Source organism: Rhodococcus yunnanensis NBRC 103083 (assembly GCF_001895005.1).
Lineage (GTDB): Bacteria > Actinomycetota > Actinomycetes > Mycobacteriales > Mycobacteriaceae > Rhodococcoides > Rhodococcoides yunnanense.
The window spans coordinates 180,068-199,701 of sequence record NZ_BCXH01000009.1 but is presented as its reverse complement, the minus strand read 5'-3'; the positions used below and the strand labels follow the sequence as shown (position 1 = coordinate 199,701).

General features: G+C 64.3%; 18 protein-coding genes. 12 read left to right on the top strand and 6 right to left on the bottom strand.

Annotated elements, in window-relative coordinates; translation table 11 throughout:
• The first annotated feature begins 13 nt into the window (after window positions 1-13).
• Window positions 14-445, top strand: a complete 432-nt coding sequence (locus tag RY1_RS16430; RefSeq protein ID WP_072804871.1) for a type II toxin-antitoxin system Rv0910 family toxin — start codon at window positions 14-16, stop codon at window positions 443-445.
• Between the two features lie 14 nt (window positions 446-459).
• On the opposite strand, the gene RY1_RS16425 is transcribed toward RY1_RS16430, so the two are convergent.
• Both RY1_RS16425 and RY1_RS16420 read right to left on the bottom strand, forming a co-directional pair.
• Window positions 460-891, bottom strand: coding sequence for a hypothetical protein (locus RY1_RS16425; RefSeq protein WP_072804869.1), 432 nt, complete (start codon window positions 889-891; stop codon window positions 460-462).
• The gene (locus RY1_RS16420) at window positions 884-1,264 is read right to left on the bottom strand and encodes a hypothetical protein (protein ID WP_072804867.1); all 381 of its coding nucleotides are present in this window, start codon (window positions 1,262-1,264) and stop codon (window positions 884-886) included. Before RY1_RS16420 ends, RY1_RS16425 begins: the two co-directional genes overlap by 8 nt.
• A 251-nt stretch (window positions 1,265-1,515) precedes the next feature.
• On the opposite strand from RY1_RS16420, the gene RY1_RS16415 reads away from it, so the two are divergent.
• Genes RY1_RS16415 through RY1_RS16380 form a run of 8 tightly spaced genes read left to right on the top strand, consistent with a single transcriptional unit; the run spans window position 1,516 to window position 8,900 of the window.
• Complete coding sequence (locus RY1_RS16415) at window positions 1,516-2,046, top strand: MSMEG_0572/Sll0783 family nitrogen starvation response protein (RefSeq protein WP_371829483.1); 531 nt, start codon at window positions 1,516-1,518, stop codon at window positions 2,044-2,046.
• A gap of 9 nt (window positions 2,047-2,055) precedes the next feature.
• Window positions 2,056-3,111 carry an MSMEG_0568 family radical SAM protein gene (locus RY1_RS16410; RefSeq protein WP_072804864.1) on the top strand — a complete coding sequence of 352 codons (1,056 nt, stop codon included), beginning with the start codon at window positions 2,056-2,058 and terminating at the stop codon, window positions 3,109-3,111.
• 1 nt (window position 3,112) lies between these two features.
• A complete protein-coding gene (locus tag RY1_RS16405) occupies window positions 3,113-4,543 on the top strand; it encodes an MSMEG_0567/sll0787 family protein (protein WP_072804935.1) in 1,431 nt (476 codons plus the stop codon).
• On the top strand, window positions 4,540-5,433 hold the full coding sequence (locus tag RY1_RS16400; protein ID WP_072804863.1) for a carbon-nitrogen hydrolase family protein: 894 nt from the start codon (window positions 4,540-4,542) through the stop codon (window positions 5,431-5,433). Before RY1_RS16405 ends, RY1_RS16400 begins: the two co-directional genes overlap by 4 nt.
• The gene (locus RY1_RS16395) at window positions 5,426-5,716 is read left to right on the top strand and encodes an MSMEG_0570 family nitrogen starvation response protein (protein WP_072804861.1); all 291 of its coding nucleotides are present in this window, start codon (window positions 5,426-5,428) and stop codon (window positions 5,714-5,716) included. Before RY1_RS16400 ends, RY1_RS16395 begins: the two co-directional genes overlap by 8 nt.
• On the top strand, window positions 5,713-6,984 hold the full coding sequence (locus tag RY1_RS16390) for an MSMEG_0569 family flavin-dependent oxidoreductase (RefSeq protein WP_072804860.1): 1,272 nt from the start codon (window positions 5,713-5,715) through the stop codon (window positions 6,982-6,984). Before RY1_RS16395 ends, RY1_RS16390 begins: the two co-directional genes overlap by 4 nt.
• 3 nt (window positions 6,985-6,987) lie before the next feature.
• Window positions 6,988-7,839, top strand: a complete 852-nt coding sequence (locus RY1_RS16385) for a carbon-nitrogen hydrolase family protein (RefSeq protein WP_072804858.1) — start codon at window positions 6,988-6,990, stop codon at window positions 7,837-7,839.
• Complete coding sequence (locus tag RY1_RS16380) at window positions 7,836-8,900, top strand: MSMEG_0565 family glycosyltransferase (RefSeq protein ID WP_072804856.1); 1,065 nt, start codon at window positions 7,836-7,838, stop codon at window positions 8,898-8,900. Before RY1_RS16385 ends, RY1_RS16380 begins: the two co-directional genes overlap by 4 nt.
• Here RY1_RS16380 and RY1_RS16375 read toward each other — a convergent pair.
• Genes RY1_RS16375 through RY1_RS16365 form a run of 3 tightly spaced genes read right to left on the bottom strand, consistent with a single transcriptional unit; the run spans window position 8,894 to window position 13,681 of the window.
• Entirely contained in the window at window positions 8,894-9,922 is a 1,029-nt protein-coding gene (locus RY1_RS16375) for an adenylate/guanylate cyclase domain-containing protein (protein WP_072804854.1), read from the bottom strand. The two genes, RY1_RS16380 and RY1_RS16375, sit on opposite strands and share 7 nt — an antisense overlap.
• Window positions 9,915-11,357, bottom strand: coding sequence for an HAD-IB family hydrolase (locus tag RY1_RS16370; protein WP_072804853.1), 1,443 nt, complete (start codon window positions 11,355-11,357; stop codon window positions 9,915-9,917). Before RY1_RS16370 ends, RY1_RS16375 begins: the two co-directional genes overlap by 8 nt.
• Window positions 11,357-13,681 (bottom strand): glycerol-3-phosphate 1-O-acyltransferase, encoded by a 2,325-nt coding sequence (locus RY1_RS16365; protein ID WP_072804851.1) that lies wholly within the window; start codon window positions 13,679-13,681, stop codon window positions 11,357-11,359. Before RY1_RS16365 ends, RY1_RS16370 begins: the two co-directional genes overlap by 1 nt.
• Before the next feature lie 175 nt (window positions 13,682-13,856).
• Between RY1_RS16365 and RY1_RS16360 the strand changes: the two genes are divergently transcribed.
• The 3 genes from RY1_RS16360 to RY1_RS16350 all read left to right on the top strand — a co-directional run bounded on the left by RY1_RS16360 (window position 13,857) and on the right by RY1_RS16350 (window position 17,748).
• Entirely contained in the window at window positions 13,857-14,597 is a 741-nt protein-coding gene (locus RY1_RS16360) for a DUF6319 family protein (RefSeq protein ID WP_072804849.1), read from the top strand.
• A 153-nt stretch (window positions 14,598-14,750) separates the two neighbouring features.
• Window positions 14,751-15,407, top strand: a complete 657-nt coding sequence (locus RY1_RS16355; RefSeq protein ID WP_072804847.1) for a chymotrypsin family serine protease — start codon at window positions 14,751-14,753, stop codon at window positions 15,405-15,407.
• Between the two features lie 247 nt (window positions 15,408-15,654).
• Window positions 15,655-17,748, top strand: coding sequence for an MFS transporter (locus RY1_RS16350; RefSeq protein WP_084727472.1), 2,094 nt, complete (start codon window positions 15,655-15,657; stop codon window positions 17,746-17,748).
• 133 nt (window positions 17,749-17,881) lie between these two features.
• On the opposite strand, the gene ilvD is transcribed toward RY1_RS16350, so the two are convergent.
• Complete coding sequence (gene ilvD / locus RY1_RS16345) at window positions 17,882-19,588, bottom strand: dihydroxy-acid dehydratase (RefSeq protein ID WP_072804843.1); 1,707 nt, start codon at window positions 19,586-19,588, stop codon at window positions 17,882-17,884.
• Between the last annotated feature and the right edge of the window lie 46 nt (window positions 19,589-19,634).

Genomic DNA, 19,634 nt, shown 5'->3' with positions numbered 1-19,634 from the left:
CAAGCTCGAAGGCATGGCAACGATCAGTGTCTCGGTGAATATGCCCGAGAATCCCCAGGGCGCGTGGGACAAGGCGTCGGCACTCGATCGTTTCGACGAATGGATGACCATCCACGCAGGCTGGTGCAGTCCGCCGCCGGCAGTGCTCGCGAAAGGCACCGAAGTGGAGTCGCTGGTGAAGGTCAAAGGCTTCAAGAACACCATCGCCTGGACGTTCACCGAATACAAGGAACCCGAGCTCATCGAGATGTCGGGCCGAGGACGAGGCGGTATCGAGATCTCACTGACCATTCACGTCCGCGAGGCGCGCGGAGGGGGCTCGCAACTGACTCTCGACGCGTACTTCGGCGGCGGAGTGCTGTTCGGCCCGGTGGGAAATGTCGTCGCAAAGGCGTTGAACCGCGACGTGAAGCAATCGGTGGCGAACCTCGCTGCCCTGCGTTAGATCGCCTCGAACCGCTAGTCGGTCCGAGACGCCGGCGCTGTTCGGCGTAGCCACCACAGGCCGGCGATCGGGAGTATCACCGGGATGAAGACGTAGCCCTGGCCGAAGTGGGACCACACGGTCGCGTCGGGAAAATCGCCCGGCTGGATGTAGCTCAGCGCACCGATCGCGAGTACGCCGACGAGCTCGATGACGCACGAGACCGTCACGACACGGCGCGAGGTCTCGGTGGCGCGCGCCAGACCCACCGTCGCGACGATGTAGACCACCGCAGCGAGCGCGGACAGGATGTATGCAATCGGCGCGACGTCGAACCGGGTCGTGAGCTGAACCACCGAACGTGACGTCGCAGCGACCGCGAACACGGCGTAGACGGCGATGAGGAACCGCCCGAAGCCGGTGCGAGTGGCCTGCTGAAGGCTGTCGTGTGGGGAGTTGTCAGGCATATCCGGCCCATATTCTGCTCAGGCGCAGCACCATGGCTGCGAGGGTGACGACGGCGACGAGCAGTACGGCTGTGCCACCTCGGGAACGATCGCCCAGCGACCACCACGTACCGATCGGCAGCAGGAGCAGAAGGCCCACCAGGTAGGCGCCGAACGTGAGTCGGTGAATCTCCCGATCGCTGGTGAACATCAGCACGAAGCCGATGACTGCCTGCAACAGAACCACCGCTTCGGTGGCCGAGATGGTCCAGAACAGTGCGCGGTCCGACGCGTTCTTCAGCAATACCGGCTTGTTCAGGACGAGTTTCAGAAGAACCCATACGCCGACGACGAGTGACATCGCGTACAGCAGGCCGGTGACGGCGCCGATCATCGAATCCTCTTACCTGTGCGGAAGTGGTGCGGGCTCGTCCCAGGGTATCGGGGCTGAACCGGCAAGAAGCTGTGAGGGCTTCGAAACAGTGCGTTATTCCGAGCGTGACCAATCGGAAATCAATGTCGCCTGTACTTGTCTCATGGCCGAAGAGCATCTCTTCGAAAGCCTGATCAAGCCTTCAGACGGCCAACGACAGTCCGTCTCCTGCATCTCACGCCGACCAACAGGAGCAATTCCACGTGTCTGATATCGACAAGTCCGCCGCAGATCAAGCCATCGCCGAGAACATCGCGAAGTCCCTCGGAGAGATCCCGCACCCGTCACTCCCCAAGGGCAGCAACATCTACGGCTCCACCAAGATCTTCCCGGACTACAAGGCCGAGAACGGCGAAAGTTACTTCACACTCGTTCACGGCATCGCGCACGAGTCCTCGGTCAGCTTCGTCGCCGTGCTGCAGGCCACCCGCGCACTGCGCAAGGGATTCGAGTCGGCAATGTACTTCTACGGACCGGGTGCGATCAATTGCCTTGCCACACGCGGATTCCCGACGACGGGCGATTCGGGATTCCCGGGTGAGCAGAACATCAACGACTCCCTGGCGACGTTCATCGCCGAGGGCGGCACCGTGTTCTGTTGCCGATTCGGCCTCGCTCTGCACGGCGGCCGCGAGGAGGATCTGATCGAGGGTGTCATCCCGGCTCACCCCCTCGATGTCCAGGACGCTCTGATCCACTACGCACGCAAGGGCGCCATCATCAACTCGACCTACATGGTCTAGGAGCAGGCAATGTCCATCAGTACGCGTGTGGACCTGGCGTTGCTCGGAGTTCGAGGAACGCCACCGGTCAACAGAACGGCCGGCGCCGGGCCCAGCGACGACGGGCATGTCCGAATCGATGGTCTCGGCGCCGCCATCCCCCGAAACCCCATGAGCCCCTTCGTTCTGGAGGGTGGGCGAGTTCTGTTCGACGGCGAGGACACCGGCCTCGACGTCGAACCCGTCGAGCGGCCGAGGTTCTACGACCTCGAGACCGCCGACGGGATCTCGTACGAGAAGATCGCGAAGCTGCACGGATCCAGCGTGCTCGCGACCACGGTGGTGCAGACGTGCATCAGGTACGACGTCGACCAACGGTGCCGTTTCTGTTCCATCGAAGCATCGTTGGAGGCCGGTGACACCATCGCCGTCAAGACGCCGGCGCAATTGGCGGAGGTAGCCGAAGCTGCGGTCCGGCTCGACGGCATCACCCAGATGGTCATCACCACCGGAACGTCGGCGGCCAAAGACAGAGGCGCACGGCACATCGCGCGCTGCGTCAAGGCGATCAAAGCCGTGGTTCCCGGACTTCCGATTCAGGTTCAATGCGAACCGCCCGGCGATCTGGCGACCATCACCGACCTGTTCGAGGCAGGCGCCGAGTCCATCGGCATCCACGTCGAATCGCTCGACGACGACGTCCGGCGACAGTGGATGCCGGGCAAGGCGTCGGTGACGATGGACGAGTACCGCGCAGCGTGGACGGAGGCGGTCAGGGTGTTCGGCCGCAACCAGGTCTCGACATACATTCTGGTCGGACTCGGCGAGGATCCCGACGAACTGGTCGCGGGGGCAGCCGAACTGATCGAGATGGGCGTCTACCCCTTCGTGGTTCCGTTCCGGCCGATCGGCGGAACACTGGCCGTCGACGTCGATCATGCAACCGCGCCCAATCGTGATGTGCTCGAGGACGTCACCCGCAGAGTGGCCAAGGAATTGCAGGCGGCGTCGATGCTGGGTTCCGATCAGAAGGCCGGGTGTGCCGCGTGCGGTGCGTGCAGCGTCCTGCAGAACGCGGGTGGCTGAGATGCACGCCCGCGGCACACAGGTCACTGCACGGGCTTCGCTCCCGGATCCGGCGGGCTTGTCGGGAACAGTAGCGTCACCGTCGGCATTTCTCATCCAACCGTGCAGCGGCGCGGTCGAGTTGGAATCCTACCGGGCCATGCGGCGGGACATCTTCGTCGCCGAACAGGGGCTGTTCGCCGGTACCGATCACGACGACGTCGACGACGATCCACGCGCGGTGGTACTGATTGCACGAGCATCCGATGGGACGGTACTCGGCGGGGTACGCCTCGCGCCGTGCACCACCATCGATCTCGGCTGGTGGGCGGGAAGCAGATTGGTCGTTTCCGCTGCCGCGAGGACGTCGGGAGTCGGGCCTGCGCTGGTCCGAGCGGCATGCGCCTACGCCGAGAACCAGGGCGTCCTACGGTTCGATGCGACGGTGCAGAAGCAGAACGAGAGGCTGTTCACCACTCTCGGGTGGATTCGACGCGCGGACATCGAGATTCACGGCGCCTCGCACGTGGCGATGTACTGGCCGATCGACCGGATCGAGCGGCTGGTCCACTCGACGAAAGCGATGCTGGCAGGGGTGCTGGCGCCGTTGAGAGCGCATCCACTCGGCCTCGGCGCCAGTGGTTTTCGAGGCGACGACGGTGTGCCCGTTCCGGGAAGCGACATCATCGCGGCATGCGACGCGATCATCCCGTCGATGGTCGACCGTGACCCGGAATGGGCCGGGTGGTGCGCAGCACTGGTCAACCTGAACGATCTGTCGGCCATGGGAGCCCACGCCGTCGGTGTGCTCGACTCCGTCGGTGCGCCCACGCAGTCGAGGTTGACTCGCATCATCCGGGGACTGGCCGATGCGTCACAGGCATGGCAGGTGCCGGTGCTCGGCGGTCACACCCAGGTGGGAGTGCCGTCGTCGCTGTCGGTCACCGCTCTCGGTAGAACGTCGAACCCGGTACGAGCAGGCGGGGCGTCCGCGGGCGACGTTCTCACTCTGACCGCCGATCTCGAAGGCGAGTGGAGGCGCGGATATCAAGGTCAGCAATGGGATTCGTCGTCGCGGCGAAACTCTGCGGAGCTCAGTGCGATGGCCTCGTTCGTCGCGCGGACGGCTCCGCGGGCAGCGAAGGACGTGTCGATGGCAGGCCTCGCCGGTACGACGGGCATGCTCGCCGAAGCCTGCGGCACCGGTGCCGTGCTGGACGTCGCGTCGATACCCACACCCGACGCCGCATCCATGGGTGAATGGATCACGTGTTTTCCCGGGTTCGCGATGATCACCGCGGACCGTCCCGAGGCGCAATGCGCACCGTCGGGACCAGCAGTATCCGCAGTATGCGGAGAGCTCACCGACATTCCGGGCGTCGCACTGCGATGGCCCGACGGAATCACCACGCGCGCGGTCTCCTCGACCGTGACCGGATTGGGAGAAGCATGAACACCCCTACGAACACCGTCACCATCTCCGTGGCCGCAGCCGAGTTCGGCCGCGACATGGAACAGGGTTACAACACCATCGCGGCCTTGCTGGAGGAATCACGCAATCGCGGCAGCGAGTTGCTCGTCCTGCCCGAAGCCTGCCTCGGTGGCTACCTGCCGAGTCTCGGCGGCGGCGACGAAACCGAGGAGTCGAGGCAGCGTCGCCTCGAAAGTCTGCCACCTGCACTGGAACTCGACGGACCCGAACTGAAGCGTGTCATCGACATGGCAGGGGACACCGTCATCACGCTCGGATTCTGCGAGAAGGACGGCGACACGCGGTACAACGCGGCCGTGACGTTGCACGGCGACGGGATACTCGGGTCGTACCGGAAGGTGCACCAACCGCTCGGGGAGAACCTCTGCTACGACGCCGGAGACACTTTCGAGGCCTTCGACACACCGGTCGGCCGGATGGGCATGCAGATCTGCTACGACAAGGGATTCCCCGAAGCTGCAAGGGAACTCGCGCTCGACGGCGCAGAGATCATCACCTCGATCTCGGCATGGCCTACCTCCCGAACTGCGACGACGGCGAACATGGAGGACGATCGCTGGAAACAACGCTTCGACATCTACGACCGAGCTCGTGCGCTCGAGAACCAGGTGATCTGGGTAGCAGCCAATCAGGCAGGCACGTTCGGATCACTCCGATTCGTGTGCAGCGCCAAGATCGTCGGCCCCGGCGGCGAAATTCTCGCAGGAACCGGCGTCGAACCGGGATTGGCGACGGCGACGGTGGACATCGACGGTCTGATCGGAGCAGCGCGCGGCGGCGGGATGTACAACCTGCGCGACCGCCGGCCTTCGGTGTACCGGTCCATCACGAAAGAAGCGGTCAATGCCTGAGATGACGTTCGTGGTGCAGTGGCCCGACGGTCGCGAGCAGCCCTGCTACTCACCCTCGTTGGTGATGCACGACTATCTCGAGCCCGGTGCCGAGTACGAGATCGCGGAGTTCGTGAAGCGGACGTCGGAAGCCTTGACGGTGGCCAGTGACCGCGTGCTGGCGAAGTTCGGTATGCGGTGCACCTCGGCCGCACAACAGATGGAAGAGATCCACGACGTCAGCGCCGCTTATCGGACCGGTGCTGTGCGGGTGTTGAGCATGTCGGGAGCTGAATTGTTATGACCGAGAACCATTCCGTGATCGTCATCGGTGGTGGGCAGGCAGGCCTGTCGATCAGCTGGCACCTCACTCAGCGCGGCATCGAACACGTCGTGCTGGAGGCCGACACCGTCGCACACGAGTGGAAGGACTCCCGCTGGGACAATTTCACCCTCGTCACACCGAACTGGCAGTGCGCACTACCCGGATACTCCTACGACGGTGACGATCCCGATGGCTTCATGAAGCGCGACGAGGTGTACGACTTCGTCCGTCGGTACGCGGAGAGCTTCGATGCTCCGGTGCGTGAACATGTTTCGGTGACCAGTTCGCTGCAGGGGCTGGGTGGGGGCTTCGATCTGGAGACCACGGCAGGTCCGATGCATGCCGATCGGATCGTCGTCGCCGTCGGTGGTTATCACATTCCGACGATTCCTCGGTTCGCGGAGAAGCTTCCGAAGGACATACTGCAGATTCACTCGTCGGACTACCGTGGCTCGCACCAATTCCCCGACGGAGACGTACTCGTCGTCGGGACAGGCCAGTCCGGGGCTCAGATCGCCGAGGACCTGCATCTCGAAGGGCGCGGCGTTCATCTGGTGGCGGGCACCGCGCCACGAGTCGCGCGGTTCTATCGCGGCCGCGACTGTGTCGCGTGGCTGCACGACATGGGTGTCTACGACGTCTCCATCGGTGATCAGCCCGGCGGCATCGGTAAGCGCGAGAACACGAACCACTACGTGACCGGCCGCGACGGTGGTCGAGACATCGACCTACGTGCGTTCGCCGCCGAAGGCATGCGGCTCTACGGCAGGCTCACCGGCGTGGACGACGAGATTCTGCAGTTCGCACCGACGCTGGAGGCATCCCTCGATGCTGCCGACGCGGTGGCCGAATCCATCAAGGACAACATCGATGCCTACATCGAACGGGAGGGGATATCGGCGCCGGCCGAAGCCCGCTACGTTCCGGTGTGGCGACCGGAGACCGAGACCACCGAGCTCGATCTCACGCAGGCCGCCATCAAGGCCGTGGTCTGGTCCGTCGGCTTCAGGACCGACTATCGTTGGCTCAAGGTCGGCGCCTTCGACGGCGAGGGGCATCCGACACACAACCGAGGAGTCACGGCGATCTCCGGTCTGTACTTCCTCGGGCTTCCGTGGCAGCACACGTGGGGTTCGGGTAGGTTCGCATCGGTCGCGCGGGACGCCGAGTTCCTGGTCGACCAGATCGGGCTGGAGATCAGCGCGTCGAATTCGAAGAGCGTACAGCCGGAAAGGACTATGGTCTGATCGGTGGCGCCCATTCGAATAGGCTCTTTGGCAGCACATTTCGGTCGTGATGTGCAACGTGCGGTCGCGAAGATCACCACCATCATCGAGACCGCCGCGCGCGACGGCATCGACCTACTCGTGCTGCCCGACGCTTCTCTCGGTGGGTACATCGACAGCTTGCGTAATCCCGACGTGTCCGAACTGCCTCCGACGCTCGATATCGACGGCCCCGAACTGGCAGCCATCATGGCGGCCGCCGGTGACATGACGGTGTGCATCGGGTACACCGAGCTGTCGAACGGGTTGCGCTACAACGCTGCAGCGTGCGTCACCGGCGACGGCGTGCTCGGTAGTCACCGCAAGGTGCATCAGCCGATCGGCGAATCGCTCGCCTACGCCGCCGGAGACCGTTTCGACGCCTTCGAGACGCCGGTCGGGCGGATGGGAATGCTGATCGACTACGACAAGACCTTCCCCGAATCGGCGCGGACACTCGCGTTGGACGGCGCACGCATCATTGCGGCGTTGTCGGCGTGGCCTGCGAGTGTCACCGATCGCGCATCCTCACTGCCGAACGATCGCCAATCACGATTGTTCGACCTGTACGACATGGCCCGTGCTGCGGAGAATCAGGTCGTGCTGGTCTCGTCCAATCAAACCGGAGTCATGGGATCGCTCCGATTCCTCGGGCAGGCGAAGATCGTCGGACCCGGCGGCGACGTACTGGCGAAGACGTGGTCCAAAGGTGGTCTCGCGGTGTGCGACATCGATGTCGACGCGGAGGTGGACAGGGCCAGAAGGGTGCTGCATCACCTCGACGAGCGTCGGGTCGAAAGTTACCCCAATCTGCTGGACGGGAAAGAGATTCGATGACGAGGATTGCGCTCCTGACGTACTCGTCGAAACCCCGCGGCGGTGTGGTGCACACACTGCATCTGGCGGAGGCGTTGACGCGTGCCGGGGCCGAGGTGACGGTGTGGTCTCTGGGGCGCGGCGGCGACAGTGCGTTCTTTCGCCGCGTCGATCCGGCCGTGAGGATCTCGATGGTCCCGTTCGAGGCACGCGACGACGAAAGCGTCGGAGACCGGATACTGAGGTCCATTCAGGTTCTGGGTGAGGCCTTTTCGCCGGCAGACTACGACGTCGTGCATGCGCAGGACTGTATCTCCGCCAACGCGGTCGGCGCTTGTATTCGGACCATCCACCACCTCGACACGTTCACCACGCCCGCGCTGGCCGCGTGTCACGAGAAGGCCGTCACCGACCCGTACGCTCGGATCTGCGTATCGGCCGCCGTCGCCGAGGAAGTCCGGCGCGGATGGGGGCTGGAGCCGACGGTCATCGCGAACGGTGTGGACTCCGCCCCGTTCGACGCTGCGGCCGCGTCGGGAGAGAGTACGTGGCGGGACACGCTGGGGCAGTACGTTCTTGCGGTCGGTGGCATCGAGCCGCGGAAGGGATCGATCGATCTGCTCGAATCGTTCGCACTGCTGAACCGGCGCGATCTGGCCCTCGTGTTCGCCGGTGGTGAGACCCTGTTCGACTACCGCGAGTACCGTCGCGAATTCGACTCACGTGCAACAGAACTCGGAATCGAGCCGATCGTCCTCGGGACCGTGGACAACGACGACCTTCCGCACCTGGTGGCGCAGGCCTCGGTTCTCCCGTTCTTCTCGACGAAGGAGGGCTTCGGGCTGGCAGCGATGGAGGCCCTCGCCGCGGGCACTCCCGTCGTCGCCCGGGATCTTCCGGTGTTGCGCGAGGTGTTCGGAGACGCCGTCACCTATGCGTCGGAACCGGCCGAGATGGCCGAAGAACTCGCGCACGCCATCGACGTCGGGCACGATGCCGACGGCGGTCGCGCTCTTGCCCGTTCGCTCACGTGGGACGACGCCGCACGGCGCCACCTCGAGTTCTATCGGTCCTACTACTGATCTCGTGTATTGCGGCGCAGTGCGTGCGGCTTGAGTTTGTGGAACCCACGCACGCGCAGCGACCGGAGCGACTTGAGGTAGAACTCCGCGTCCCGCTCCAACGCCTCGCTCATCGTGGTGTCGACCAGGATCGTGCCGGGATGAGCCGAACTGGTCAGCCGTGCAGCAATATTGACCACCGACCCGTACAGGTCGCCGTACCGCGCGAGCACCGGACCCCACGCCAGCCCGACGCGTAGATCCGGCATGTCCTCCTGCGCCTCGAAGGCCTCCTGCAGGTCGAGTGCGATGTGCGCGGCGTCCTCGGGGGTCTGCGCGCTGAACATCACCTCGTCGCCCACGTTCTTGATGACCGATCCACGCCCACGGGCGATGATGTTGGTGGCCATCGACTCGAACTCCTCGAGGAGGGTGGTCAGTTCATCGATGCCGAGCCGACGAGTCAAACTGGTGTAACCGACCATGTCCGCGAATCCCACTGCCAGTGTGCGAGAGGTGGTCTCCTCGGTGGGATCCGCGATCGCCCGTCCCGCGGCAGCCGCCAGATGCCGCCGCCACGTGTAGGACTGCAGCGCTTCGAGGGTCGGCACCGTCCGGGCCGCGATCTCGCGGGCATCACGGCGAATAGCGTCCAGATCACCGGAATCCAGTGCTGTCGCATCCGCTCCTTCCGGGATGCGATCGTGGATGTAGCTGTTGACCACGCCGACCTGCCACTCGGCGAGTCTCGACATCGACTGGCCGAGAGTGCGCGCGATGGCGACCTCCATCTCGGATCGGATGACCTTCTGCTCGGTCAGCCCGGTGATAGTGCGCAGTGCGTCGAGGTCGGCGTCGGTGTAGACCACAGCGTCGGGGTCGGTGTGCACCGGAAAACCCATCGCGATCCACAACTGCACGACGCGTTCGAGTTCTATCCCGGATTTCGCCACGATGTCGGCTCTGGTGTACTTCGGTGTACCTCCCAGGAGATTCGTCTCGATCTCTCTGTGTACGACCGAATTGATCTGATTCTCAGGCATATCCCAGCGTTCTGTCGAAAAATGATCGGACGTCGTCGATGTAGCTGTCGATCTTCTCGGGCACCCAGCCGTCGGTGGAGATCGGCGCCCCGACGGTCACTCTGACGGTTCCGGAATGCGCGGTGAGGTCCTTCTTCCACATGACGTCGCCTGCATTGTGAATGACGATCGGAACGATCGGGACGCCTGCCTGCATCGCGAGATGGAACCCGCCCTTCTTGAAGCGACCGAGGCGCGAGGTCGGCATGCGGGTCCCCTCGGGAGCGATGGCCACCGAGATACCCGAATGCAGCTTCTCGATCGCGGGGCGCATCGCCTCGCGCGCCTGTGCAGGATCTCCCCGGTCGATGTAGGCGACGTCGAAGATCTTGCCCAGCAACGCGAACCGTGGGTCGCGCTCGAGTTCGCGCTTGGCCACGGCCGTGATGTCACGCCGAAGAATGGACGTGACGATGATCGAGTCCGCAGTGCTCTGATGGTTGAACATGAATACCGCAGGCCTGGCCGACCAGGCATTCTCGGTTCCGGTGACGTCGAGCTTGATCCCGGCGATGGTCAGCGCGATGTCCGGGGCGATGGTCGAGGTGATGTTGGCGCCGGTGCGCCGGCTTCGGGTGAGGATGCCGAGACCGAGACCGATGCTCGCGCTGGCGAGTACCGATCCCAGTGCCGCGGTGCTGCGTACCGCGGACGTGAGATCGGAGCCGCGCTTGGGGTTCTCGAGCCGCAGGATCGGCCATCCCGCTGTGGTTGCGTGCCGGGTCAATTCGGAGTCGGGGTTGAGCGCGACAGGATTGCCGACCTCCTTCAGCATCGGGACGTCCTCGCCGCCGTTGGAGTAGACGAAGCAGCCGTCGAGGTCGAGTCCTTCCGTTTCGGCGTACTCGGCAACGGCCGCGGCCTTGCGCGGACCCCACAGGGAGTCGCCGACCAACTCCCCGGTGAGCACACCGTCGGTGACGACGGGCGTGGTACAGAGCAGCTCGTCGAACATGAGGTCCTCCTGCACCGGAATGGCCTGGTACGGAGTTGCCGACGTCGCCATCACCAGTCGGTGCCCGGCGTGTCGGTGCGCCTCGACGAGTAGCCGAGCCTCGGGGTAGATCATCGGCGCGATCTCGTTGCGAAAGAGTGTGTACGCCTGCTCCATCAGGTCTTCCTCGCGACGCCCTTCGAGCCCTCTGACGGCTTTGCCCATCAGGTTGTCGACGGGTGAGTTGCGCATCCGCATCTCGACGACTGCGCTCGAGATCTCCCACAACTCGTGCACCGTGACATCGAGCGTCTTGAGCCGCTCCAGGAAAACGGCTTTCGCGGAGAAGCCGTTGATGAGGGTGCCGTCCAGGTCGAAGAATGCGGCGATATCCGGGCCGGTCGGTGCGGCGGCGATCACGCCGAGCTGATGGGACAGGTCGATCTTCGGGCCGCCGTTCATCAAGCCTTGCCCTCCTGTTCGTCGGTGGTACGTACGGTACCGGGAACGGTGAGCGGGTCGACCTCGTCGAGCATGCGATGCGCCATGTCGCGAATCACCCGCGCTTTGCGAGCCCACTCGTTGATCTCCTGTGCGAAGTCCCGTCTGCGTTGCGGGAGATTTTCGGCCCCGGATTCGACGAGATTCCGATTGTCGGCCAATTGCAGTGCCGTGTCGAACAACTCGCCAGAGATCGCCTCGCTGTGGTCGAGTTGTTGGCGTAGCCGGCGTGCCTGGGCTGCGCCGAGACACTGCGCGACGAAGGACTGCTTGTCGAACGCGGCGTCACCCGGCTGCAACATCAGCTGATCGGCGACCACCTGGTACGCCTCCAATATCGGTTGAAGCACGCGATGAGCGAGGTGCAGATCCTGGCTCTCGAGCTGTTTCGCGGCGTAGCTCGGATCGTCGAGGTTGGTCCGCCAATCCGGATCGATGAGTGCCACTTCGGCTTCGAGGCGCTCGCCGAAATCCTTCTTGTCGCCGAAGAAGAACTCGAACTTGAGAAGGTCGCGTAGTTCCAGTGCCGCCTTCCACATCGACTCGGGTGTCGACGCCTCGCTCTGGTCTCGATCCGGGAGCACCACGAGCTCTCCGATGGCGCGCATCACGAAGTAGTGAATTGCGTTGTTGCGGAAGAACGCTGCCACCAGATGTTTGTCCTGGGCAAGGTAGAACACCGGCTCGGGGCCGTCGTCGAATCGCTTGACGACTCCGGCATTGACCTGCGCGACCACAGCCGACCGTACGACGTCGACCTCACTGATGTCGACGCCTCCTGCCATGGGCAGTCCGCGTTTGGTGATGTAGCGAGCGAGCGGGGAGATGATGGCCCACATCTCGTGCACGTTCAGCGCTCGGTCCTCGATGCCGAGCAATGCCATCGTGACGAGGGCGGCAGGGGTGACCGGGGTGGTGTCGTTGATCGCGTGCGAGACGGTCAGCGCGATCTTCTGCACGGCGATGCGTTTGTCGGGATTGTCGTCGAGGATCGACTGTACCGAGATGGGTTCGCCGAACGTCAGATACACGTTGCCGCGCAGCTTTCCCTGCGCCCGGATGTAGCCGATGGCCATCCGGATGCCCTCGGCCTGCTTCTTGGCTCCGTGCGACTCGGCGGCCATGGCCCCGACCTCGTGCAGTCGGTCGTACGTGATCGACGTCGGCACCAGATAGACGTCCTCTGCGTCGCTCGTCTCCAAGGCGTCGACCAGATAGGTCAGCAAGCCGAACCGCGGCGGCCGTAATTTGCCGGTACGGCTGCGGCCGCCCTCGATGTACCACTCCAGGTTGAAGCGCTTGCCCATCAGGAAGCTCATGTACTGCCGCAACGTCCATTTGTAGATCTCGTCGGAGAACTTACGTTGGATCAGCACGACACCGCTGCGCTTGGCGATGGGACCGAGCGGCCAGAAGCCGACGTTGATTCCACCCATCACGTGGTTGAGCGGAAGACCCTCGGCCAGCAATGCCGGACGCAACACGAGCGGGTCGAGGTACGAGCGGTGGTTCGGCAGGAACACCAGCGGATAGTTCTTGTTGAGCTCACGGACCTTCTGCATCTGGGTGCGGTCGACGTCGACGCGGTACGCGCGCGAGAAGTAGGCGCCGAGAGTTCCCCACATCTCCACCGCACGACGTGTCTCCGTGGCCACCATCTCGTGCAGAATTTCGTGCACTCGTCGGTCCACCGAAGGCACGTCCTCGCCGACCTGCTTCGCGAGCTCGGCAATGCCGTCGTGGAATTTCTTCTGCTCGGTCATGTCCTCGACGACGAAGCGAGGGATCTTGTACTCCGAACCGATGACGTCGCGTTCTGCCCTGTCCAACGCGAGACTGGCCTGCCTGCGGATGAACGCCGACAGCGACATCCCGCCGGTTCGGTCGAACCGGGTCTCCAGATCACCCAACGTTGCGGGCTCGCCGACGAACACCGACGAATGATCGGGGTCGTCGCCCTGGACCCAACGCTGCCAGACTCGGGTCGGCTTCGACCTGCCACGCGGAGCGAGTGCGCGGCGAAGCACTCCGGCACCTTTCTTCTCGGACAGCGCGACGCGCAGCGGAACCAGCAGCGGATCGTCGGCGATGGTGCGGACTGCCCGGGCGAGATCATGGGAACTCTCACCGAACAGAACGACGGACGGGGGCCGAGCCTCGCCGTCGGGAGTCGTCGTATCGATCCACTGGTTCAGAGCTTGGACTTCCAGGGTCGACGTCGCGTCCAGGAGATAGATCTGCTGGCTGTTCGACTTCTTCTCCATACTCGCATCGACGTGATACATCGAAGGACCCCTCCCGTTCCGTACCTCGCGAAACAGGTACGACGTCAGGCTACGCGTGACGCGGCCCACACGAGCGGAGTTCGTGCATCGCTAGGCGGCCGCCACACCACCGTGCGAACCGGTCCCTGGATGTGCGACAGTATTCGCAAACACTTTCGAGAGAGGTCTGCCACCGATGCCACCGCGTAGACGTTCGGCCGCGAACGAATCCCTCACACCCCAGAATCTGGAGACACTCGCGTCCGCACTCGCGGAGGGCAAGCGCGCCACGGTCTACCTGATCGAGGCGACGCCGAGTCTCGGCCTTCCCGAAGGCACGTCGGCCAAGGTCGTCTCCATCTCCGGCAACACCGTCACGATCAGCCCCAAGGGCGTCAACGACGAGCTGCCCTTCGAGGCCGAGGAACTCCGGATCACCCGAAACCCACCGGGTGGCGCGCCGAAGCCTGCAGCCACGCCCGCCAAGGCTCCGGCCCCGAAACCGGTCGTGGCCGAATGGACCGAGCCGGCTGTGGTTCCCAAGGCTGTGGCGTCCAAAGCTGCCGCGGTTCCCAAGGCTGTCGTTGCCAAGCCTGTCGCTCCGAAGCCTGTTGCTCCGAAGCCTGCGGCCCCGGTTGCGGCACGCAAGGGCAAGAAGGGCCCGGACAGCGTCAGCGTCACCATCCACGCCGGCGCCGACAACGACTGGTCCGTCACCGTCACTCACGGCGCCAGGAGGCCGGGCAAAGCCCAGCCCGTCACCCCCGAATCGGTCTCGCGAGCAGTGCGCGAGCTGGGCGACGACTCGGCCCTTGCGGCTGTCGACGCTGTCATCTCTCATGCGCGCGAGGAAGCCGAGCAGCGGGTCGCGGAACTGAGCCGTCAGCTTCAGGAAGCCCAATCGATGCTGGCTGCGCTCGAGGGCGACGGCAGGTAACGGTCCGGACTCGGCCACCCGGTCGCGACGGGAACAGTGGCTCGGTCGTGACAGGAACGCAGGCTCGGTCGTGACAAGAACGTTGGCGAAGGCACTCGTCCATCGGCGGTACTTATTGCTAGGGTTCTGCGGACACCGCTGGAGAGGGAATACATGTTGAAGAAGTTCATGCTCGTCGCCGTCGCAGCAGCAGCAGTTGCTGCGAGCTTCGGCGTCGGGACCGCATCCGCTGCCGCTCCGGCGGTTCTGGGGGGAGGCTCCGGGATCATCGTCGACAGCGCCGCGGAGTGCACGCTGACGACGATCGGCAACGATGCTTCGGGTCGCCTCGTCGGTATCACTGCAGGTCACTGCGGAGGCGCGGGCGCCACGATCATCCCCGAATACAACACGGATGCGGGAGTCGTCGGCCACATTGCCTTCTCCAATCCTGAATACGATTACGCAGTAATCGAGTTCGATCGCGCCAAGGTCATCCCCGTCAATCACGTCGGAAACCTGACCATCACGCAGGTCGGGCCGCCCACCGCGTTCCCGAACATCGTCTGCAAGGAAGGCCGCACCACGGGCAACACCTGTGGCATCGCATACGGCGACATCCTGCAGTCCCAGGAGACCTGGTCCCAGCTGTGTGTCGTCGAAGGTGACTCGGGCAGCCCGGTCGTCGTCGGCACCACGCTTGTCGGAATGGTCAACGCATACCTCGGCTTCGCATGCTTCGGTCCCGAGGTAGGTACCAACATCGACGCCATCCTGCGCCACATCGATGCAGGAAATGCAGTGGGAGCCGGGTTCGTTCCCATCGCGTGATCGCCGACTGAAATAGATCTTCCTCCGCGCCCGCGCGGAGACTGTGCCACCGTGTCAGATGAATTGACACGGTGGCACTTTCATGTCCGACGCTTTCATGTCCGACGCTTTCATGTCCGACGTCTTCACGTGTCCAGCCTCCGAATGTAACGGCCGCCACAAAGAATTGCGGACTCTATCGCATTCTTCCTAGGCTGCACAGCACTGCGCACGGTGTGTCGCGTGGTGCACAGGGGGGGAAACACACATGACATTGCTGGCGATGACGCCTGTTCGAGACATGGAGCGGCCGTACACCAAGCGTTGGGCGGCGTTGTCGGTGCTGTGCCTGAGCCTGCTCGTGGTCGTCATGGCCAACACGTCGCTGCTCGTCGCGGCGCCGTCGATGACACTCGATCTGCAGCTGACCAGCAGCGACCTGCAGTGGGTCATCGACGGTTACACCGTGCCGTACGCGGCACTGATGCTGCTGTTCGGAGTGATCGGCGACCGCTACAGTCGGCGTGGGGCACTGCTGATCGGACTGTTGGTCTTCACTGCCGGATCGATTGCGGGAGCGCTCACGGAAGCGGCGATCGGGGTCATCCTGGCTCGTATCGTGATGGGAGTTGCCGCAGCGATAGTCATGCCCGCGACGCTGTCTCTCCTGGTCGCCACGTTCCCGAAACGCGAACGTGCTACCGCTGTGACGATCTGGGCGGCGACGTCGGGGCTTGCCATCGCGCTGGGTCCGCTCCTGGCGGGCTTGCTGCTCGAACACTATTGGTGGGGATCGAGCTTTCTGCTGAACGTGCCGATCACGCTCGTCGCGATCGCTGCCGCCGTCGTCGTCGTTCCTCCTTCGCGCGCACTCGATCCCGGGCGAATCGACTGGCTCGGCGGTGTGCTCTCCGTGCTGACCGTCTCGGCGATCGTCTACTCGATCATCGAAGGCACACACTTCGGGTGGAGCGTGGGGCCGACGTATTTCGCGGCCGTCGGGTTGTTGGGCGGAGTGGCGTTCGTCGCCTGGGAGTTTCGCCACCCCACTCCACTTCTCGATATCCGTGCGTTTCGGTCGCGAGTTCTCAGTGGCGCCGTACTGGCAGTGCTTCTGTTCTTCCTCGTCACCTTCGGCGCCATTTACTATGTGGCGCAGTACTTTCAGTTCGTACTCGACTTCGGACCGGTCTCCACCGGGGTACACCTGCTGCCGTTGGCCATCGCGGTGTTCGTGGGCTCGGGCATGACGCAGTGGCTGACGCCTCGGTACGGCATGAAGTACACCGTCACGTCCGGGATGGTTCTGGGGACCCTGGCGGTGGTCTCGATGATCGGAATCGACACCACCGCAACATATGTGAACTTCCTGCCAGTGCTGGTGCTGCTTGGGCTCGCCATCGGACTGAGTGTGTCGCCGTGCACCGACGCGATCATGGCCGAGTTTCCCGACGACAAGCTCGGCGTTGCAGGCGGTCTCAACGACACTGCCCTCGAGCTCGGAGGATCGCTCGGAATTGCGATCCTGGGATCGGTACTGGCGACGACGTACCGCGGCGGAATCGTCGACTTCCTCGCCGGCTTCCCCGGGAAAACGCCGAGCGGAGAGCCGACAGCCCAGGCAGCGCAGGCTATCGAAGCGTCGGGCGACTCGGTCGCAGGGGCGGTGATCGTCGCGGACATACTGCGCGACAACGCATTTCTGACGGGGTACGCGGACAGTCTCCAGGCGAACGCCATCGCCGCCTACGCCGCCGCCGTCGAACACACATCGTTGATCGCCACCGTGATGTTCGGAATCGGAGCCGTCGTCGTGGCTGTTCTGCTTCCGTCACCGCCGAAGCGTGAACCTGTAGCCGTGCAGGAAGAGGCTGCGCAAGAGGTGGCTGCGCAGGAGGTGGCCAAGCGTGAGGTGGATGCATTGGAACGACTGTTGGAGCAGCCGTCGGCGCAGAAGCCACCCGTGGCCCGAGCCTCGGAAGCGATTGTCGACGAGGAGCTCTCACGGCCGAGCATCTATCAGCTGGCAGCGAAGGTGATCGAGCTCGAAGCAGCCGAGAAGAACGAAGCGGCGTTCGACGTCGGCGGGCGCATCACCATTCACCAGTTGGCGCTCGCCGACATCGCCCGCAACCGCCGCAGGCTCGCGGAGGAAGAACTCGACGCCGCACTCGATCTCGCCGAACTGCCCGTCCGTCTGTCCGCAGTCCATCGACCCGCTGCTGGTCGACCCGCTGCTGGTCGACCCCTGAAGCCCGCAGGCCCGACCCTCCAGAACTTCTACCACTACGGCGATTCCGCGCACCGCAGATGCAGTGAGTTCCAGGAGCGGTCCAGCTCGATCTGGGCCATGCCGCTGTAGTTTTCGCCGCTGTAGCGCCCGCCGCCCGCCCCACCCCCTGCTTGAATGGACCATTCAAGCTATCTGAGCGTATGAATGGACCATTCAAGCGATGCCGGGGGCGGGGCGGCGGGCGAGGGTAGAGCGCGCTGATCTAGACGAGCACAGCACCGTCCGACGCCGAACCGACGAGCTTGGCGTACTTGGCGAGCACACCGCGGGTGTAACGGGGAGGCAGGGGCGCCCAACCCTGTTTGCGTGATTCGAGTTCCGCGTCGTCGACGAGGAGGTCGAGTGTGCCTTTGCCGACGTCGAGGCGGATCTGATCACCGTCGCGGACGAAGGCGACAGGGCCACCGTCGACGGCTTCCGGCGCCACATGCCCGACGCACAGGCCGGTGGTGCCGCCGGAGAATCGGCCGTCGGTCAGGAGCAGGACGTCCTTGCCGAGCCCTGCGCCCTTGATCGCGCCGGTGATGGCGAGCATCTCGCGCATGCCGGGTCCGCCCTTGGGGCCTTCGTAGCGGATGACGACGACGTCGCCCGCGGCGATCGTGCCGTCCTCCAGTGCATCCATCGCAGCGCGTTCACGTTCGAATACGCGTGCGGTACCGACGAAGACATCGGAATCGAATCCCGCGGACTTGACGACGGCGCCGCCCGGTGCGAGCGAACCCTTCAGGATCGTGATGCCGCCGGTCGGGTGGATCGGTTCGCTCATCGCGCGCAGCACCTTTCCGTCGGGGTCGGGCGGTGCGATGTGGGCGAGGTTCTCGGCGACGGTCTTTCCGGTGACGGTCAAGCAGTCGCCGTGCATGAGGCCCGCGTCGAGAAGCGCCTTCATGACGACCGGGACCCCGCCGATGGCGTCGACGTCGGTCATGACGTGCTTGCCGAACGGTTTGACGTCGGCGAGGTGGGGGACCTTCGCGCCGACGCGGGTGAAGTCGTCGAGCGTCAGTTCCACTTCGGCTTCGTGTGCGATGGCCAGCAGGTGCAGCACCGCGTTGGTCGACCCACCGAACGCCATGACGACGGCGATCGCGTTCTCGAAAGCTTCCTTGGTGAGGATGTCGCGTGCGGTGATTCCGCGTCGCAGCAGTTCGACGACCGCCTCACCGCTCGCGTGTGCGAACTGGTCGCGGCGACGGTCGGGTGCGGGCGGAGATGCGCTGCCCGGCAACGACATTCCCATGGCTTCGGCGGCACTGGCCATCGTGTTGGCGGTGTACATTCCGCCGCAGGCGCCTTCGCCGGGACAGATGGCGCGTTCGATCGTGTCGACGTCGGCGCGCGACATCAGTCCGCGTGAGCACGCACCGACGGCTTCGAATGCGTCGATGATGGTGACCTGGTGCTCGCTGCCGTCGGACAGCGTCGCGAATCCGGGCAGGGTGGAGCCTGCGTACAGAAACACGCTCGACAGGTCGAGTCGAGCCGCAGCCATGAGCATGCCGGGCAGAGACTTGTCGCATCCGGCGAGGAGGACCGATCCGTCGAGACGCTCAGCACTGATGACGGTTTCGACGCTGTCGGCGATGACCTCACGCGAGACGAGGGAGAAGTGCATGCCCTCGTGGCCCATCGAGATGCCGTCGGAAACGGAGATCGTGCCGAACTCGAGGGGATACCCGCCTGCGGCGTGGACGCCTACCTTGACGGCCTTCGCGAGGCGTTCGAGGGAGAGGTTGCACGGGGTGATCTCGTTCCACGACGATGCGACACCGATCTGGGACTTGCCCCAGTCGCCGTCCCCCATGCCGACTGCACGCAACATGCCTCGGGCGGCGGTTTTCTCCAAGCCGTCGGTGACATCGCGGCTCCTCGGCTTGATGTCCGGTGAATCGTTCTCGGTCGACATGGCACTCCTGACCTCTACGTGGATATTCGGGCTGTATCCACGGTCA

Bases quoted from the DNA above. Each gene is read 5' to 3' on its own strand.
- RY1_RS16430 (WP_072804871.1), top strand. From the start codon at position 14: ATGGCAACGATCAGTGTCTCGGTGAATATGCCCGAGAATCCCCAGGGC.
- RY1_RS16425 (WP_072804869.1), bottom strand. From the start codon at position 891: ATGCCTGACAACTCCCCACACGACAGCCTTCAGCAGGCCACTCGCACC.
- RY1_RS16420 (WP_072804867.1), bottom strand. From the start codon at position 1,264: ATGATCGGCGCCGTCACCGGCCTGCTGTACGCGATGTCACTCGTCGTC.
- RY1_RS16410 (WP_072804864.1), top strand. From the start codon at position 2,056: ATGTCCATCAGTACGCGTGTGGACCTGGCGTTGCTCGGAGTTCGAGGA.
- RY1_RS16405 (WP_072804935.1), top strand. From the start codon at position 3,113: ATGCACGCCCGCGGCACACAGGTCACTGCACGGGCTTCGCTCCCGGAT.
- RY1_RS16400 (WP_072804863.1), top strand. From the start codon at position 4,540: ATGAACACCCCTACGAACACCGTCACCATCTCCGTGGCCGCAGCCGAG.
- RY1_RS16395 (WP_072804861.1), top strand. From the start codon at position 5,426: ATGCCTGAGATGACGTTCGTGGTGCAGTGGCCCGACGGTCGCGAGCAG.
- RY1_RS16390 (WP_072804860.1), top strand. From the start codon at position 5,713: ATGACCGAGAACCATTCCGTGATCGTCATCGGTGGTGGGCAGGCAGGC.
- RY1_RS16380 (WP_072804856.1), top strand. From the start codon at position 7,836: ATGACGAGGATTGCGCTCCTGACGTACTCGTCGAAACCCCGCGGCGGT.
- RY1_RS16375 (WP_072804854.1), bottom strand. From the start codon at position 9,922: ATGCCTGAGAATCAGATCAATTCGGTCGTACACAGAGAGATCGAGACG.
- RY1_RS16370 (WP_072804853.1), bottom strand. From the start codon at position 11,357: ATGAACGGCGGCCCGAAGATCGACCTGTCCCATCAGCTCGGCGTGATC.
- RY1_RS16365 (WP_072804851.1), bottom strand. From the start codon at position 13,681: ATGTATCACGTCGATGCGAGTATGGAGAAGAAGTCGAACAGCCAGCAG.
- RY1_RS16360 (WP_072804849.1), top strand. From the start codon at position 13,857: ATGCCACCGCGTAGACGTTCGGCCGCGAACGAATCCCTCACACCCCAG.
- RY1_RS16355 (WP_072804847.1), top strand. From the start codon at position 14,751: ATGTTGAAGAAGTTCATGCTCGTCGCCGTCGCAGCAGCAGCAGTTGCT.
- RY1_RS16350 (WP_084727472.1), top strand. From the start codon at position 15,655: ATGACATTGCTGGCGATGACGCCTGTTCGAGACATGGAGCGGCCGTAC.
- ilvD (WP_072804843.1), bottom strand. From the start codon at position 19,588: ATGTCGACCGAGAACGATTCACCGGACATCAAGCCGAGGAGCCGCGAT.